This window comes from Enterococcus avium (genome assembly GCF_002891025.1).
Taxonomy (GTDB): domain Bacteria; phylum Bacillota; class Bacilli; order Lactobacillales; family Enterococcaceae; genus Enterococcus_A; species Enterococcus_A avium.
Genome location: NZ_NBSL01000002.1, coordinates 1,989,457 through 2,003,684 on the forward strand (window position 1 = coordinate 1,989,457; position 14,228 = coordinate 2,003,684).

The following is a 14,228-nucleotide window of genomic DNA, read 5'->3' on the forward strand; positions in this document are numbered from 1 at the left end:
CAACTTGTAGAAATAGAACAGCGTCACGAACTCGCAAAGAACGAGACATAGCAGCTATGTCCCGTTCAAAAGGTTCCTTACTTATCGTAGAAAATTATTGTCCCTTACCGTGGCAATTTTTATATTTTTTACCACTGCCGCATGGACATGGATCGTTCCGTCCAACCTTTTCCACATGAACCGGTTTTTGCTTAGTATGGGTCAAATTCTTCGGATCTCCATCTGCTTCTACAGGATGTTCTTGTTGATTTTGAGCAACTTGCTCTCGTTGAACATTTTGACGAATCTCCGCTTTCATGAATAGACGTGTTACTTCAAACTCGATGGCTCCAACCATATCCTCAAACATCTTGTAGCCTTCTGTTTGGTATTCTACCAATGGATTATTTTGTCCATAAGCCCGTAAGCCGACTGATTGACGCAATTGATCCATCGCATCAATATGATCTGTCCATTTCGTATCCACCACACGCAAGATGACCACTTTTTCAAATTCCAACAATTGTTCTGGACTTTGCAATTGTGACACTTTTGTATCAAATACTTCTTTGGCGCGACCATATAGATAATCTTTCATTTCTTCTGGTGTTTTGCCTTCAAAATCAGCCTTTGAAACAGAATCCTCATGAACCAATGTTGCTCCAGCAAAATCCGCTAAAGCTTCAAGATTCCAATTATCTTTATCTAATTGAGTATGGCTGTCAACCACACGAGAAATTGTCCGACGCACCATGTTCAACAATTGCGGAGACAAATCCTTTTCGCCCATAATAACATCTTGACGTTGTTTGTAAATGACTTCCCGCTGCTCCCGCATCACATCATCGTATTGCAAGACATTTTTACGCGTGTCATAGTTATTTCCTTCTACTCGTTTTTGAGCAGATTCTACTTGGCGAGTCAGCATTTTACTTTGAATCACAGCATCTTCGTCTTCTACCTTCATACGATCCAAGAAGGCTTTGATCCGTTCAGAACCAAAACGTTTCATCAAATCATCTTCCAATGAAAGGTAGAATTGTGAAACCCCTGGATCTCCTTGACGACCTGAACGTCCACGAAGCTGATTATCGATACGACGAGATTCATGACGTTCAGTACCAATTACAGCTAGGCCGCCTAATTCAACGACCCCTAGGCCTAACTTGATATCAGTTCCTCGACCGGCCATATTGGTAGCGATCGTTACCGAGCCTTTTTGTCCGGCGTTCATGATAATTTCTGCTTCTTTAAAGTGGTTTTTCGCATTCAAGACTTCATGAGGCACCTTTTCACGATCCAGCATATTCGAAAGCAGCTCAGACGTTTCAACAGCAACTGTACCAACTAAGATCGGCTGGCCTTTGCGATGACGTTCTTTAATGTCCTGTACCACTGCATGGAACTTGCTTTCCAAAGTTGGATACAACAAATCTGCATGGTCTTCTCGGATAACCGGACGGTTTGTTGGAATTTGAATAACTTCAATATTATAAATTTCGCGGAATTCTTCTTCTTCCGTCTTAGCAGTACCAGTCATTCCGGCTAATTTTTTATACATACGGAAATAGTTCTGGAAGGTGATAGTCGCCATCGTTTTCGTTTCATCTTCGATCTCAACCGCTTCTTTTGCTTCAATTGCCTGATGCAGACCGTCAGAATAACGACGTCCATCCATGATACGCCCAGTAAATTGGTCAACAATTAAAACCTTGCCTTCTTGCACAACGTAATCAATATCGCGAATCATAATGAAGTTTGCGCGCAATGCTTGATCTAAGTGATGGGTCAACGCAGTATTGTCTAAATCGTATAAGTTTTCTAAACCAAAGTTTTCTTCTGCTTTTTCAATCCCTTGTTCAGTCAGCCCGATCGTTTTCGATTGGATATCGATTTTGAAATCTTCATCCTCTTTCAAACGCTTCACAAAATTATCAGTTCGTGTATAAAGAGCTGTCGATTTTTCAGCCGCACCAGAGATAATCAACGGTGTCCGCGCTTCATCAATCAGGATTGAGTCTACTTCATCGACAATTGCATAATTTAATGGACGTTGAACCATTTGGCTTTGGTAAACCACCATGTTGTCACGCAGATAGTCAAATCCTAGTTCATTATTTGTACTGTAGGTGATGTCGCAATTGTACGCTTCGCGTTTTTCTTCAGAAGTTTTTGAATTGATATTTAAACCAACACTTAAACCTAAGAAGTTATATAATTCACCCATTTCTGTGGAGTCACGTGTAGCTAGATATTCATTAACAGTTACGACGTGGACTCCTTCTCCAGTCAAGGCATTCAAATAAACCGGCATCGTTGCTGTCAACGTTTTCCCTTCACCGGTTTTCATTTCAGGAATATTCCCATCATGTAAAACGATCCCGCCCATTAACTGAACGTGGTATGGATATAAGCCTAGAACACGCTTAGCTGCTTCACGGACCACCGCAAAAGCTTCTGGCAATAAGTCATCTAGCGTTTCCCCCGCTTGATAACGTCCTCTAAATTCTTCGGTTTTGCCACGTAATTGTCCATCAGACAATTTTTCCATGTCGCTAGAATATTCTTCGACCTTGTCAGCAATCCCGCTCAATCGTTTTAATTCTTTTTTATCATTTTCAATCATTCGTCTCAGAAAGTTTGCCATTCGTTTACCTTACTCCTTTATTTCTTTTCATTTTCTATTTTTTGATAGAAACCCGCTAGTATATTTTATCATTAGTCCTTGAGAAAAGAAACTTCTCGCGGCGAATAAAGCGCGACTTATATAATGATTAATCTTTTTTTGTGATTTTCTTTAAGACCAAGTCGAATAAGGAACAATTCTTACAATAAACGGTCCTGTCTCCCAAAACTTTATTTTTATTGAAAATAAAAAACCTTCCAGCATCAGCTGGAAGGCGATAAACGCTTATTAATCTGTTTCAATTAAGCCGTATTTGCCATCTTTACGACGGTAAACAATGCTTGTACCATTTGTTTCAGCATCTTCAAAAATGAAGAAGTTGTGTCCAAGCATGTTCATTTGTAAAACAGCTTCTTCGCTGCCCATTGGTTTCAATGACAAACGTTTTGTACGAACGATTTCTAATTCAGATTCTTCTGAATCTTCTGCGTTCACTAACACTTCTACTTCACGCTCAGGCATGCCCGTTTCACGAGCTTTGCGATTAATTTTTGTTTTAAATTTGCGGATCTGACGTTCTAATTTATCCACAACCAAATCAATACTTGCATATAAATCTGGTGAAGTTTCTTCCGCCCGAAGAACTAAGTAAGGTAATGGAATCGTTACTTCAACTTTTGCCGTTTTTTCTGTGTATACTTTCAAATTGACATAAGCAGTTGCGTCCGGAACATCAGTGAAGTAGCGTTCTAACTTTCCTACTTTCTTTTCAACGTAATTGCGGATAGCCTCAGTAACTTCGATGTTTTCCCCACGAACATTATATTTGAACATACGTATTGCCCCTTTCGTCTTGCCAACTGAAGATAAGGAAGGACCACTCTTACCTCTTCTTCTTAACTCTATTATATCGAAATCTAATCCTTTTGCAAAGTAAATCGCTATCAATTTCATAATCCTAAATGATGCATTTTAACGAGCAAAAGTCAAGCTTTCTACCGCTTCCACACCATTTTTATAAAGCAGTTCGGCTCCATGAAAAAGGGTTCTCCCCGTTGTATAAACATCATCAACTAATAAAACTTTTTGATTTCTAATTTTCCCATTTGCTACCCTTAACTCAAATGGCTGCTCCATTTCCAAGCGAGCTTTACGTGATTTTTCTGACTGTGGAGCTAATTCCTTGCGTCGCAGCAAATCTTTCAAGGGTATTTTCGTCAGTTCTAAACAGCCGCGAACTTGATTAAACCCTCTTTGTTCAAATCGTTCCTTCGAAAGAGGCAGCGGACAGATTAAGTAGTCACGATAGTTTTGTAAAATTTGTGCAAGCTCATTGACAAACGCCCCTCGCAATCGGTAATCTCCAGTAAATTTATAGGCTTCGATCCATTTGCGAAATCCCTCATCATAATGAAAGAGACTCCTATTATTCATGACAAATCCAAGCTCTTGATGCCATAATCGACAATCCGAACAGAGTTTTGATGAATCTGCTCTTCCACAACCAGGGCAAGAAGTGGCTTGATCGATTTTTGTAAATAATTTCTCACAATGATAACATCTCAAATTTGCAGAGTGGAACAATTCTCGCAGGGTGAGATTTCTCACTAACTCTTTTTGACAACAGCTACAGCGCATTGATCAATCCTTCTTTCAACGCTTGCTGATTGTTCTTATTAATTTCCCTAATTGCTGATTTGATTGCTGTGGTTCGTTCACTGGTAACAAAAATCACCTCTGCCTGAGAATACTCTCCTTTACGATCCGCTCGACCAGCAATCTGCACCAATGCAGATTTTTTAAAGACCCGATGAGAAGCCTGCAATACGATGACCGATACCCTCTCAAAGGTTACTCCACGTTCTAGAATGGTCGTTGTTAAAAGTAATTGATACTTTCCTGCACGCATATTTTCGACTTTAATTAGACGCTCCTGATCCTGTGAAAAAACCGTCGTCAATCGAATATCTGAGTATACACCTTGGATAAACGCTGCTATTTTTGCTAATAAGGAGATGTTGGGACAAAAAAATAGAACATTATTTTTCTCTAGTAAATCCGTTATTTTAGCTAAAATCTTCTTTGGCAACTGTCCTGCAAGTAAATGTTTTTCTAAACGCCAAGAAAACAATACTTGCGGAACGGGCAGCTTGCGGCGATGATAACGTGCTGGTAAATAATAAACCCGGTCAACTGTCTTTTTTAACACCTTATCCGGTGTCGCACTTAAATATACACGTTTTCCTTCTCTTTTCTGCGCGGTGTCCACTGCTCGATGCAGCAAAGGGTCCTCAGCGTAAGGAAAGGCATCGACTTCATCAACAATCACTAAATCAAAAAATTCGTGGTAACGTAAAAGCTGGTGAACGGTGCACACGACAAACTGATCACCTGCATCTTTTCGTTCCTGTCCGTGAAAAAGACTGATTTTTTCATCAGGAAAGGCTTGGCGAAAACGAAGAAAGACCTCATTGCAAACATCTACCCGCGGAGAAGTCACAGCAATTTTCTTACCTTTCTCCAAAAGACTCTTTAAAAGCGGAAAAAGAATCTCTGTTTTCCCCGCACCAGTGACTGCCCAAAGTAGAAAGGAACGCCTCTTAAGCTGATCCTCAAGTAAGCCATCAGCAATTTTCTGCTGCGCAGTTGAAAGTTTTCCCGACCACGTGAGAACCACCTTTCTCGGAACGGCATTTTTAATAGGAAAGAAATACAGTGAACTATTACTATCCACACGTCCCAAGGTCAAGCAAGACGGACAATAAAAAAATCCTGCGGGTACCTTTTCTTGAGAGACTTCACCACATCGCTGACACACCCAGTCCTTATCAATCTGCACCATTGCAGGAATTTTTTCAGCTTGAGTCAGATCAATCTTAGGGTAAAATGTACGCCACTCCTCTAATAATAAGCGCTGACCTGTTATTTCCATTCGTCTCCCCCTCTTTTTCAGAAAGATACGCAAACGACTCTAAGTTTTTTTGATTTTGAAACATCTTTTGGTCTTAGAAAAACAAAAAAAGCGCAGCAATGACTTGCCGCACTTTTTCTCTGGCTGTTTTTCATAAAAAGCTAAATTAACCAACTTGATTTTACTAATTTATTAAAAACCACGTATTCCTTGCCGAGATTTACCTGTACTACTTCATAATTCGCATTCAACCAACCATATGCACCTTTTTCCGGATAGCGATAATCATTCGCCCACCAATCTGGGTCTTGGCGCGCGGTATGAGGTAATCCGCTGCGAGGAAACAACAGCTCGTCAAATTGTGTAAAGGTCAACGTGACTTGTGAGCCATTATTATTTTTTAAATAATGCGTAATGCTGTCATATTTTTTTGCACGTGTCATGCTCATCCCTCACCTTCAAACAAAAATCATACAGACAAAACAGCCTTTAGTTGAAACCTCTCCCGCTTTTCTTCTATACTAGAATAGAGAAAACTAAAGTGAGGCAAAAACATGCTGCAAAAATATCGAACCATAAAAGAAGACAACCAACACGAAGTCGAGATTAAAAAATCGAGATTTATTTGCTTCTTAAAACGCATTGAAACTGAAGAAGAAGCAAAAGCGTTCATTCAACAAATAAAAAAAGAACATTGGAAGGCAAATCATAATTGCAGCGCTTTTGTCCTAGGAGATCATCATGAGATTCAGCGCTCTTCAGACGATGGAGAACCCAGCGGGACTGCCGGTGTTCCAATGCTAGAGGTATTGAAAAAAAATGATCTAATCAATGTCTGTGCTGTTGTCACTCGTTATTTTGGTGGAACAAAGCTTGGCGCTGGCGGATTGATCCGTGCTTATTCTGGCTCAGTTGCTCAAGCAATTGTCCATACAGGGATTGTTGAGGGCAGACTGCAGCAAGAAGTCTTCGTCCAGCTTGACTACTCGAATTGGGGAAAGATGGAGAATTTTATTGCCAGCGAGAATCTTGCTGTCAAAGATACTCAATTCACCGATCGAGTTGTTGTCACCTGTATGGTAGATGAGAATCAAGTTGATGATTTCGAAGCTCAGGTTACTGATTTGCTGAATGGTCAAGTGAGCTTTACTACTGGCGAAGTCACTTATCATGAGCAAATAATCCAAGAGGCATAGCCGCTTGGATTATTTTTCTAAATAAAACTCAAAGCGACTGCCAACATATTGCGTGCGGACATATTCAAATGGTTCCCCATCCGCTAGATATGAAATTTGACGTAAACGCAAGATCGCGTCACCACGTTTTACTGCCAAATATTCAGCTATTTGTTCTGAAGCTAATGTTGCTGATACCGTCTGATTGGCACGACCGATTTCAAAACCTTTTTCTTGCAAACTATGATAGAACGATTCCGTGATTTCTTCTTTGCTAAAACCTTCAATTAATTTAGCGGGGATACTCGCCACTTCAAAACAGATTGGCAGGTCATCCGCGTAACGAATCCGTTCCATTCGTAACACTTGTTCGCCTTTTTCTAAACCTAATTTTTCCGCTTCGCTAGAGCTTGCCCGTGAGTGAAAAAAGGAGATCGTTTTGCTAGAGGGAATTTTTCCCTGCGATTCCATAATATCGGTAAAACTTGTCGTTCCAGTCATCTTTTCCTGAACTTTACGACTGGCTACATAAGTTCCTGAACCAATTTTCCGTTCCAGTATTCCTTCATCAGAAAGTGTTTGGATTGCCTGACGTAGAGTCATTCGACTTACGCCAAACCTCAAAGACAATTCCCGTTCAGAAGGTAGACGTGCACCGACCTTCCATACACCGTTTTCAATTTCATGCTTTAGCTGATCATGTATTTGAATATAAACTGGCACTTGATTTGCCATGGCCATCACCCCATTCAAATTATCTATTCTTATTATAACTGGTATATACCTAATGTACAACAATAATCCTTTTTTATCTCATGTTTGATTTCTGCTTTTTTACGGATCATTTTAAAGTATTTTTTTGAATCTCCGGTAGTTAAAATAACCTTCATTAAATGTCTGCCAGTTTGAATCAATCTGTTCTTACCAATAGAACTAACGACTAGCAGCTAGTTCATTGGTTAGGATTCATTTCTTTCCTGACCGCAAAAAATTGTCTTTATTTCGTGCGTATACGATTTTTTATTCGTGCTAACGTACGAATAAAAATTACAAAAAGAGTAGACCTTTTTTAATTGGTCTACTCTTTCAATCAACTTTTAACTTCTTCCTTTAATTGTTTATTGGCCGTTGCCATCATCAAACGAATCCGATTTAATTGGTTTACAATCGAAACACCAGGATCATAATCGATCGCAGCAATATTTGATTTAGGGTATTGGTGGCGCAATTCTTTAATGACACCTTTACCAACTACGTGATTGGGTAAACAACCAAATGGCTGCATACAGACAATATTGTTTACACCGGTTTTCAACAGATCAATCATTTCACCAGTCAAGAACCAGCCTTCACCTGTGTGATTACCGATTGAAAGAATTTTGCTGGCATCTTCAGCCAATTGGTAGATAGAATGAATCCCGGTAAAGCGCTCAGAGGCACGTAAGGCTTTATCCATTGGTTTTTCTACAACTTCAATCAATTTGATCGCCATTTCGGCCAGATTTTTATTTTTCTTCGGCATCCCCATATTGTCGTATTTCCAAATCTGATTATATAAAGAATAGTTCATAAAGCCGATCAAATCCGGAACAACCGCTTCAGCGCCTTCTGCTTCTAACAAGCGAACAATGTCATTATTGGCTGTTGGTGAGTATTTCACCAATATTTCACCGACGACACCGACCTTCGGCTTAACTTCATTTGAAATTGGAACTGTATCAAAATCCTTGATGATTTTTTTCATGTTGCGATTGAACTGCGTCAATGAGCCATTTCGAACATTTCCTTCGACTTTCTTCAACCATTCTTCATGCAAAGCATCAATCTGCCCTTTTTCTAATTCATATGGACGTGTGCGATAAACCACGCGTTCAAACAAATCGCCATAAAGAATCGCTACGACGATACGCTTCAGCATCGGCAATGTATATTTAAAGCCAGGGTTGCTTTCTACCCCTTTATTTCCAAGTGAGACGGAAACAACTGGAACCTGCGGGAAGCCAGCATCGTTCAAGGCTTTACGCAATAATGGAATGTAGTTCGTCGCCCGACAGCCGCCTCCGGTTTGACTCATCATCACACTTGTATTATTTAAATCATATTTGCCGCTTTGTAAGGCTTCAACTAATTGACCAATCGAGATGATTGCTGGGTAGCAAGAATCATTGTTAACAAATTTCAGGCCCACATTGATGGCCTCACGATCCATTGCTGGTAAGCACACTACATTGTATCCTGATGCTTCTAAAGCAATATCAAACAAGCCTGATTGATGGATTGGGCTAAGCATCGGTAATAATAGTGTATGTTTCTTACGCATTTCTTTCGTGAAGACAATTTTTTCTGGTTCTTCAAAGCGTTTCGTTGGTTCGAAATTCGATTTATCTCGTTCATTGACTGCTGCCTTTAATGAACGCAAACGAATTCTGATAGCTCCTAAGTTCGAACCTTCGTCAATTTTCAGGACGGTATAAATCTTGCCATACTGATCCATGATTTCTTCGACTTGATCCGTGGTTACTGCGTCAAGACCGCAACCAAATGAATTCAATTGTACCAGCTCTAGATTTTTCGATTTTGCTACCACACGTGCGGCTGCATATAAACGAGAATGATACACCCACTGATTAACAACACGAAGGTTGCCGACATCACTCAAGTGGGACACACTATCTTCCGTCAACACATGGAAGCCTTCTTGGGTGATCACTTCTGCAATCCCATGATTGATCTCAGGGTCCAAATGATACGGACGTCCAGAAAGAACTACGCCCCGTTCCCCCTTTTGATTGAGCATCAGCAAAGTCTCTTCGCCTTTTTGACGAATGTCTTCTTTGAATACTTCTAATTCTTTATAAGCATGATGCAAAGCGCTATTGATTTCATCTTGTGTAATACCTAGATCTTTGAAGCAACGTCCTAAAACTTTAGCGACAGAGGCCTCATTGGCTAAGTTCAAGTACGGGTTGCGATAATCTACTTTCCCTTCACGAATATCATCGACATTGTTGCGGATAACATCAGGATAGCTTTGGACGATTGGACAATTAAAATGATTATCCGCTTCCTTTGATTCTTCTCGCTCAAATACTACACCTGGGTAGAAAATCATCGGCACGCCACTATCAATCAAAGCTTGAATGTGTCCGTGAGCGATTTTCGCTGGGTAGCAGGCCGTATCACTTGGAATAGTTTCCATTCCTTGTTCATATAATTCTTTGTTTGAACGCGGCGATAATTTCACTCGGAAGCCTAAATCACTGAAGAAAGTATGCCACAAGGGATAATTTTCGTACATGTTCAAGACGCGGGGAATACCGATTTCACCGCGAATGGCTTCTTTTTTCCGGAGCGGACGATATTTGAATAAACGGCGATATTTGTAATCGACAAGATTGACTTTCTTATCTTCTCGCTTAATCTTGATTCGTGCTCCACGTTCACAACGATTTCCAGTAATAAACTGACGTCCGTCTGAGAACAACGTGACTGTCAGCATGCAATTATTTTCACATAAACCACAGTGAGTAAATTCTTTTTCAGCGGTGAAGGTGTCAATTTCTGCTAAAGAGAGAGTTTCAGTTTTTTCTCCGACTTCGTAATTTTCTAAAGCGATCAAAGCCGCACCAAATGCTCCCATTAGACCAGCGATCGACGGACGAACAACCTCACGCCCCGTGACCATTTCAAAAGCACGCAAGACTGCTTCGTTGTAGAAGGTTCCACCCTGACAGACAATTTTTTCGCCAAGCTCTTCTGGACGACGAACCTTGATTACTTTGTAAATCGCATTTTTAATAACGGAATAAGACAAGCCCGCAGAAATATCACCGACAGAGGCGCCTTCTTTTTGGACCTGCTTTACTTTAGAGTTCATAAATACGGTACAACGTGATCCTAGATCAACAGGAGCCTTTGATTTCAATGCTGCCTTCGCAAAATCTTCGACATTGTAATTCAATGATTTGGCAAATGTCTCAATAAATGAGCCGCAGCCAGATGAACAAGCTTCATTTAATTGAATAGAGGACAACGCGCCATCCTTGATCGTCATCGCCTTCATGTCCTGTCCGCCAATGTCCAAGATGAAATCAACACCTGGTTGAAAATGATTGGCAGCCTTGTAATGGGCCATAGTTTCCACTTCACCGATATCGACCTTCAACGCATTTTTGATCAATTGCTCGCCGTAGCCGGTTACTGCCGCTTTCCCGATAAAGACATTCTCAGGCAATTTTCTATACAAGTCCTTCAGCACGGTCATCGTTGTTTCCAATGGTTGCCCTTGGTTATTCCCGTAAAATGAATACATCAAATTGCCGCTGTCATCAATCAAAGCCACTTTTGTCGTTGTTGATCCAGCATCAATCCCTAAAAAGGCCACCCCTTCATGATCAGACAAGCTCTTTTCTTGTGCTTGTGCTTGTCCGTGACGCATTCGAAAGTCGGCTAATTCTGCTTCTCCCTCAAATAATGGCTCTAATGTGTCTGACGGAGACAGATGTCCCTCTTCGGCTGTTGTTAGACGATGCAGCAAGTCTTTCAACGTGGTTACTTCTGCTTCCTCTGAATAAAAAGCCGCCCCCATCGCTACAAAGAGTTGAGGATTTTCTGGAAAGATGACATTTTCCGGCGCGATATTTAACGTTTCGATAAATCGTTGACGCAATTCAGACATGAAGAATAGCGGTCCACCTAGAAAAGCGATGTTTCCTTTTATTTTACGACCAGCTGCTAAACCAGCAATCGTTTGATTCACGACCGCTTGGAAAATACTCGCTGCAATATCTTCTTTTGCTGCTCCTTCATTAATAAGCGGCTGTACATCCGTTTTAGCAAAAACCCCACAGCGTGAAGCAATCGGATAAATTGTTTTATAATTTTTAGCCAGTTCATTGACTCCATTCGCATCTGTCTTCAATAAAACAGCCATTTGGTCAATGAATGCTCCCGTACCACCAGCGCAACTCCCATTCATGCGTTGTTCCAATGCGCCTTCAAAAAACGTGATTTTAGCGTCTTCTCCACCTAACTCAATGGCGACGTCTGTTTCAGGAATAACTTCCTCAACAGTACGAGTACACGCGATTACCTCTTGGACAAATGGAATCTCTAAAACATCTGCTAGACCCATCCCGCCGGACCCTGTAATGCTCATCGTCATTCCTTGAGTGTCAATCATTGATTCAGCTTCCCGCAACACACGTTCTGTGGCAGTTTTCACATCGGAAAAGTGACGTTCATACTTCGAAAATATGCTTTCATTTTGTTCATTTAAAATGACCAACTTGACGGTTGTAGAGCCAACATCAATCCCCGCTCGTAATGTCATGATTATTCCTACCTTCCATTTTTAACAACACATGTTGATTAACTTACAAAGTGTTTGTTATACTACTCACGTATATTCTAAAAACATTTCGAACGTTATGCAATACTCAAAACCGTTTCATCCGTGCGATAAGCAACAATCTTCCTGGATATGTTGTAAAAATGAAAGGATTTTACTATGGCAAAAAAAATCGACCTTCGGGTTAAACGAACCAATAAAATGATTATGGAGGCTTTTATTCATTTAGTAGAAGCAAAAGGCTATGATAATATCACCATTCAAGAGATCGCGGACGAAGCGATGATCAATCGTGCAACCTTTTATTCCCACTTTAAGGACAAGCAAGACCTCTATGATCAAATCTTTAAACAAGCAATCGATGCTTTTGCGGCTGTTCTTGACCCAGATCAGATTGTTCAAGGCAATCGTTTGAAGGTTCGGAAAATTGAAATGGTATTAAAAAATATCTATGAACAAATTCAAGCAAACCGGAAATTCTTCTTAACAATTATGGATGCCTCAGGGAATGAAATTCTGCGAAAAAAAGTCGCAGAGATTCTCAATGAAAAATACTCACATGTCTTCAAACGCCTAAAAATTACGGAGAATGACATTGAAGTTCCTTTAGATTTTATCATTGAATACATGACCTCGATTTTCGTTGGTACCCTGCACTGGTGGATTACTAGCGATACGACCATGAGCGCTGACAGCCTTTCGAAGCTGGTAATCAAATTAGTCGGCAATGGACACCTGACTATTTTAGGCATTGAAATAGACCATTAAAAAAAGAGTGCGACTCATAAGTGGTCAAGAAATAAGAAGGAGCTGATCCGAAAGTCTAAAAGACTTTTTGGTCAGCTCCTTCTCTGATTATTAATGATTTTTGGCTTTCCATTTAATCGTGTGGCGAGTCGGCCGAACCGTGCGCACGCGTGGAACTTGTCCTTTTTCCTTTGTTACTTCTATTGAACTCTCTTTGATTGTACTGTAAATTTTTGTTACCGTATCTGTCAGCATTTCTTTCATTTCTTCAACTTTATTCATAAGTACAGACTCCCTTCAGATTCAAAATATAAATCACTACTGCTCTCTTTCTACTATAAATGGTAGCGTATATCGTAATTCCCATCAAGTGAGAGCTCTTTGCAAAATTAACAGGCTGATTTAGAAAGCTTGATTTATCAAGACTCTACGCAAAGTAGAATCACTTTTTCAACAGATTTTATACCTTTTTCTCTGTCAATCCGCTATGCTTAACTTATCAATCAGAAAGAGGAAATCAAATGGGAAATTTTTTAGGGAAACAATTAAGAAACTATCGACAACGAAATGAGCTTACGCAAAAACAATTAGCGAATATTTTATATGTATCTGATCGAACGGTTTCCAAATGGGAACGCGGGGCTGGGTACCCTGATATCGATACTTTAAAACGTATTGCACAATTATTAGATCTCTCGTTAGACAATTTATTAAACGAACGAGAGCCAGAACTATATTTTGAATATCGATCAACGACTCTTTTGTTTACACTGCCTTTACTGCACATCGTCATTCCAAATCTTTCAGAGCTGCTGTGGCACAATCGCCAATTTGCGATTAGTACGCTACGGCATAAAAAGCAATTGATTCCGACTGCACATGGAATTGTCAGTATTGGCTTTTTCTCTTCAGGCTTGTTGTCATTAGGAATTTTTTCAAGGGGGATCATTTCCATCGGTCTATTATCGCTAGGATGTTTTTCAGCCGGTATCTTAACATTAGGATTATTCTCTGCCGGAAACCTTGCTTTAGGAGTCATCGCGTTGGGGAATCTTGCCATCGGATTACTTACCTTTGGAAACTTAGTTGTTGGTGGATTCAGTTTAGGAAATATTGCGATAGGCTACCTTGCCATCGGCAATAAAGCACTCGGTACCTATACGAGCATCCTACCTGCACATAGCGATCTGTCAGAAATATCTCAGGCACTCACAGATATGCAGCCGCATGTTCCTGAAGCGATTCGACAAATACTTATTAATCCATTTTTATCAATTGCTAATTCTTCGCTATTTCCTTATGCCACATTGTCCTTTGCACTCTTTTTAATCTTTCTGCTCAGTCTAGTGTGCTTTTGGGGACTTCAAAAAATCCGTCGAAATACCATCAATCATTGACACTAAAAGAACCAGTGTTCATTCCACTGGTTCTTTTGATATT

11 protein-coding genes are annotated in these 14,228 nt (G+C 40.3%); 3 read left to right on the top strand and 8 right to left on the bottom strand.

All coding sequences use genetic code 11. The features are described from left to right. Positions 1–94: 94 nt before the first annotated feature. From secA to AUF14_RS10145, 5 genes are all read right to left on the bottom strand, one after another. Positions 95–2,626 carry a preprotein translocase subunit SecA gene (secA, locus tag AUF14_RS10125; RefSeq protein WP_048718702.1) on the bottom strand — a complete coding sequence of 844 codons (2,532 nt, stop codon included), beginning with the start codon at positions 2,624–2,626 and terminating at the stop codon, positions 95–97. Between the two features lie 267 nt (positions 2,627–2,893). Beyond that, a complete protein-coding gene (hpf, locus tag AUF14_RS10130; protein ID WP_034876815.1) occupies positions 2,894–3,439 on the bottom strand; it encodes a ribosome hibernation-promoting factor, HPF/YfiA family in 546 nt (181 codons plus the stop codon). A 138-nt stretch (positions 3,440–3,577) separates the two neighbouring features. Beyond that, positions 3,578–4,039 carry a ComF family protein gene (locus AUF14_RS10135; protein WP_225844334.1) on the bottom strand — a complete coding sequence of 154 codons (462 nt, stop codon included), beginning with the start codon at positions 4,037–4,039 and terminating at the stop codon, positions 3,578–3,580. A 193-nt stretch (positions 4,040–4,232) separates the two neighbouring features. After that, positions 4,233–5,537, bottom strand: a complete 1,305-nt coding sequence (locus tag AUF14_RS10140; protein ID WP_049220753.1) for a DEAD/DEAH box helicase family protein — start codon at positions 5,535–5,537, stop codon at positions 4,233–4,235. Positions 5,538–5,677: 140 nt separating this feature from the next. Beyond that, a complete protein-coding gene (locus AUF14_RS10145; RefSeq protein WP_053089562.1) occupies positions 5,678–5,959 on the bottom strand; it encodes a DUF7662 domain-containing protein in 282 nt (93 codons plus the stop codon). A 111-nt stretch (positions 5,960–6,070) separates the two neighbouring features. Here AUF14_RS10145 and AUF14_RS10150 point away from each other — a divergent pair, with 111 nt between their 5' ends. Further along, complete coding sequence (locus AUF14_RS10150; RefSeq protein ID WP_049220748.1) at positions 6,071–6,712, top strand: YigZ family protein; 642 nt, start codon at positions 6,071–6,073, stop codon at positions 6,710–6,712. A 9-nt stretch (positions 6,713–6,721) separates the two neighbouring features. Here AUF14_RS10150 and AUF14_RS10155 read toward each other — a convergent pair whose 3' ends face one another. After that, the gene (locus AUF14_RS10155) at positions 6,722–7,426 is read right to left on the bottom strand and encodes a GntR family transcriptional regulator (protein ID WP_034876820.1); all 705 of its coding nucleotides are present in this window, start codon (positions 7,424–7,426) and stop codon (positions 6,722–6,724) included. A gap of 355 nt (positions 7,427–7,781) precedes the next feature. Further along, the gene (locus AUF14_RS10160; protein WP_049220746.1) at positions 7,782–12,023 is read right to left on the bottom strand and encodes a 2-hydroxyacyl-CoA dehydratase; all 4,242 of its coding nucleotides are present in this window, start codon (positions 12,021–12,023) and stop codon (positions 7,782–7,784) included. A gap of 177 nt (positions 12,024–12,200) precedes the next feature. Here AUF14_RS10160 and AUF14_RS10165 point away from each other — a divergent pair, with 177 nt between their 5' ends. After that, positions 12,201–12,809, top strand: a complete 609-nt coding sequence (locus AUF14_RS10165; protein WP_016181255.1) for a TetR/AcrR family transcriptional regulator — start codon at positions 12,201–12,203, stop codon at positions 12,807–12,809. A 90-nt stretch (positions 12,810–12,899) separates the two neighbouring features. Here AUF14_RS10165 and AUF14_RS22510 read toward each other — a convergent pair whose 3' ends face one another. After that, positions 12,900–13,070, bottom strand: coding sequence for a hypothetical protein (locus AUF14_RS22510; protein ID WP_164872448.1), 171 nt, complete (start codon positions 13,068–13,070; stop codon positions 12,900–12,902). Positions 13,071–13,309: 239 nt separating this feature from the next. On the opposite strand from AUF14_RS22510, the gene AUF14_RS10170 reads away from it, so the two are divergent. Further along, positions 13,310–14,185 carry a helix-turn-helix domain-containing protein gene (locus AUF14_RS10170; protein ID WP_016181253.1) on the top strand — a complete coding sequence of 292 codons (876 nt, stop codon included), beginning with the start codon at positions 13,310–13,312 and terminating at the stop codon, positions 14,183–14,185. The last annotated feature ends 43 nt before the right edge of the window (positions 14,186–14,228 follow it).

What these genes read in the sequence shown, in the direction of transcription:
- secA (WP_048718702.1), bottom strand. Translation starts at nt 2,626, where the DNA reads ATGGCAAACTTTCTGAGACGAATGATTGAAAATGATAAAAAAGAATTA.
- hpf (WP_034876815.1), bottom strand. Translation starts at nt 3,439, where the DNA reads ATGTTCAAATATAATGTTCGTGGGGAAAACATCGAAGTTACTGAGGCT.
- AUF14_RS10135 (WP_225844334.1), bottom strand. Translation starts at nt 4,039, where the DNA reads ATGAATAATAGGAGTCTCTTTCATTATGATGAGGGATTTCGCAAATGG.
- AUF14_RS10140 (WP_049220753.1), bottom strand. Translation starts at nt 5,537, where the DNA reads ATGGAAATAACAGGTCAGCGCTTATTATTAGAGGAGTGGCGTACATTT.
- AUF14_RS10145 (WP_053089562.1), bottom strand. Translation starts at nt 5,959, where the DNA reads ATGACACGTGCAAAAAAATATGACAGCATTACGCATTATTTAAAAAAT.
- AUF14_RS10150 (WP_049220748.1), top strand. Translation starts at nt 6,071, where the DNA reads ATGCTGCAAAAATATCGAACCATAAAAGAAGACAACCAACACGAAGTC.
- AUF14_RS10155 (WP_034876820.1), bottom strand. Translation starts at nt 7,426, where the DNA reads ATGGCAAATCAAGTGCCAGTTTATATTCAAATACATGATCAGCTAAAG.
- AUF14_RS10160 (WP_049220746.1), bottom strand. Translation starts at nt 12,023, where the DNA reads ATGACATTACGAGCGGGGATTGATGTTGGCTCTACAACCGTCAAGTTG.
- AUF14_RS10165 (WP_016181255.1), top strand. Translation starts at nt 12,201, where the DNA reads ATGGCAAAAAAAATCGACCTTCGGGTTAAACGAACCAATAAAATGATT.
- AUF14_RS22510 (WP_164872448.1), bottom strand. Translation starts at nt 13,070, where the DNA reads ATGAATAAAGTTGAAGAAATGAAAGAAATGCTGACAGATACGGTAACA.
- AUF14_RS10170 (WP_016181253.1), top strand. Translation starts at nt 13,310, where the DNA reads ATGGGAAATTTTTTAGGGAAACAATTAAGAAACTATCGACAACGAAAT.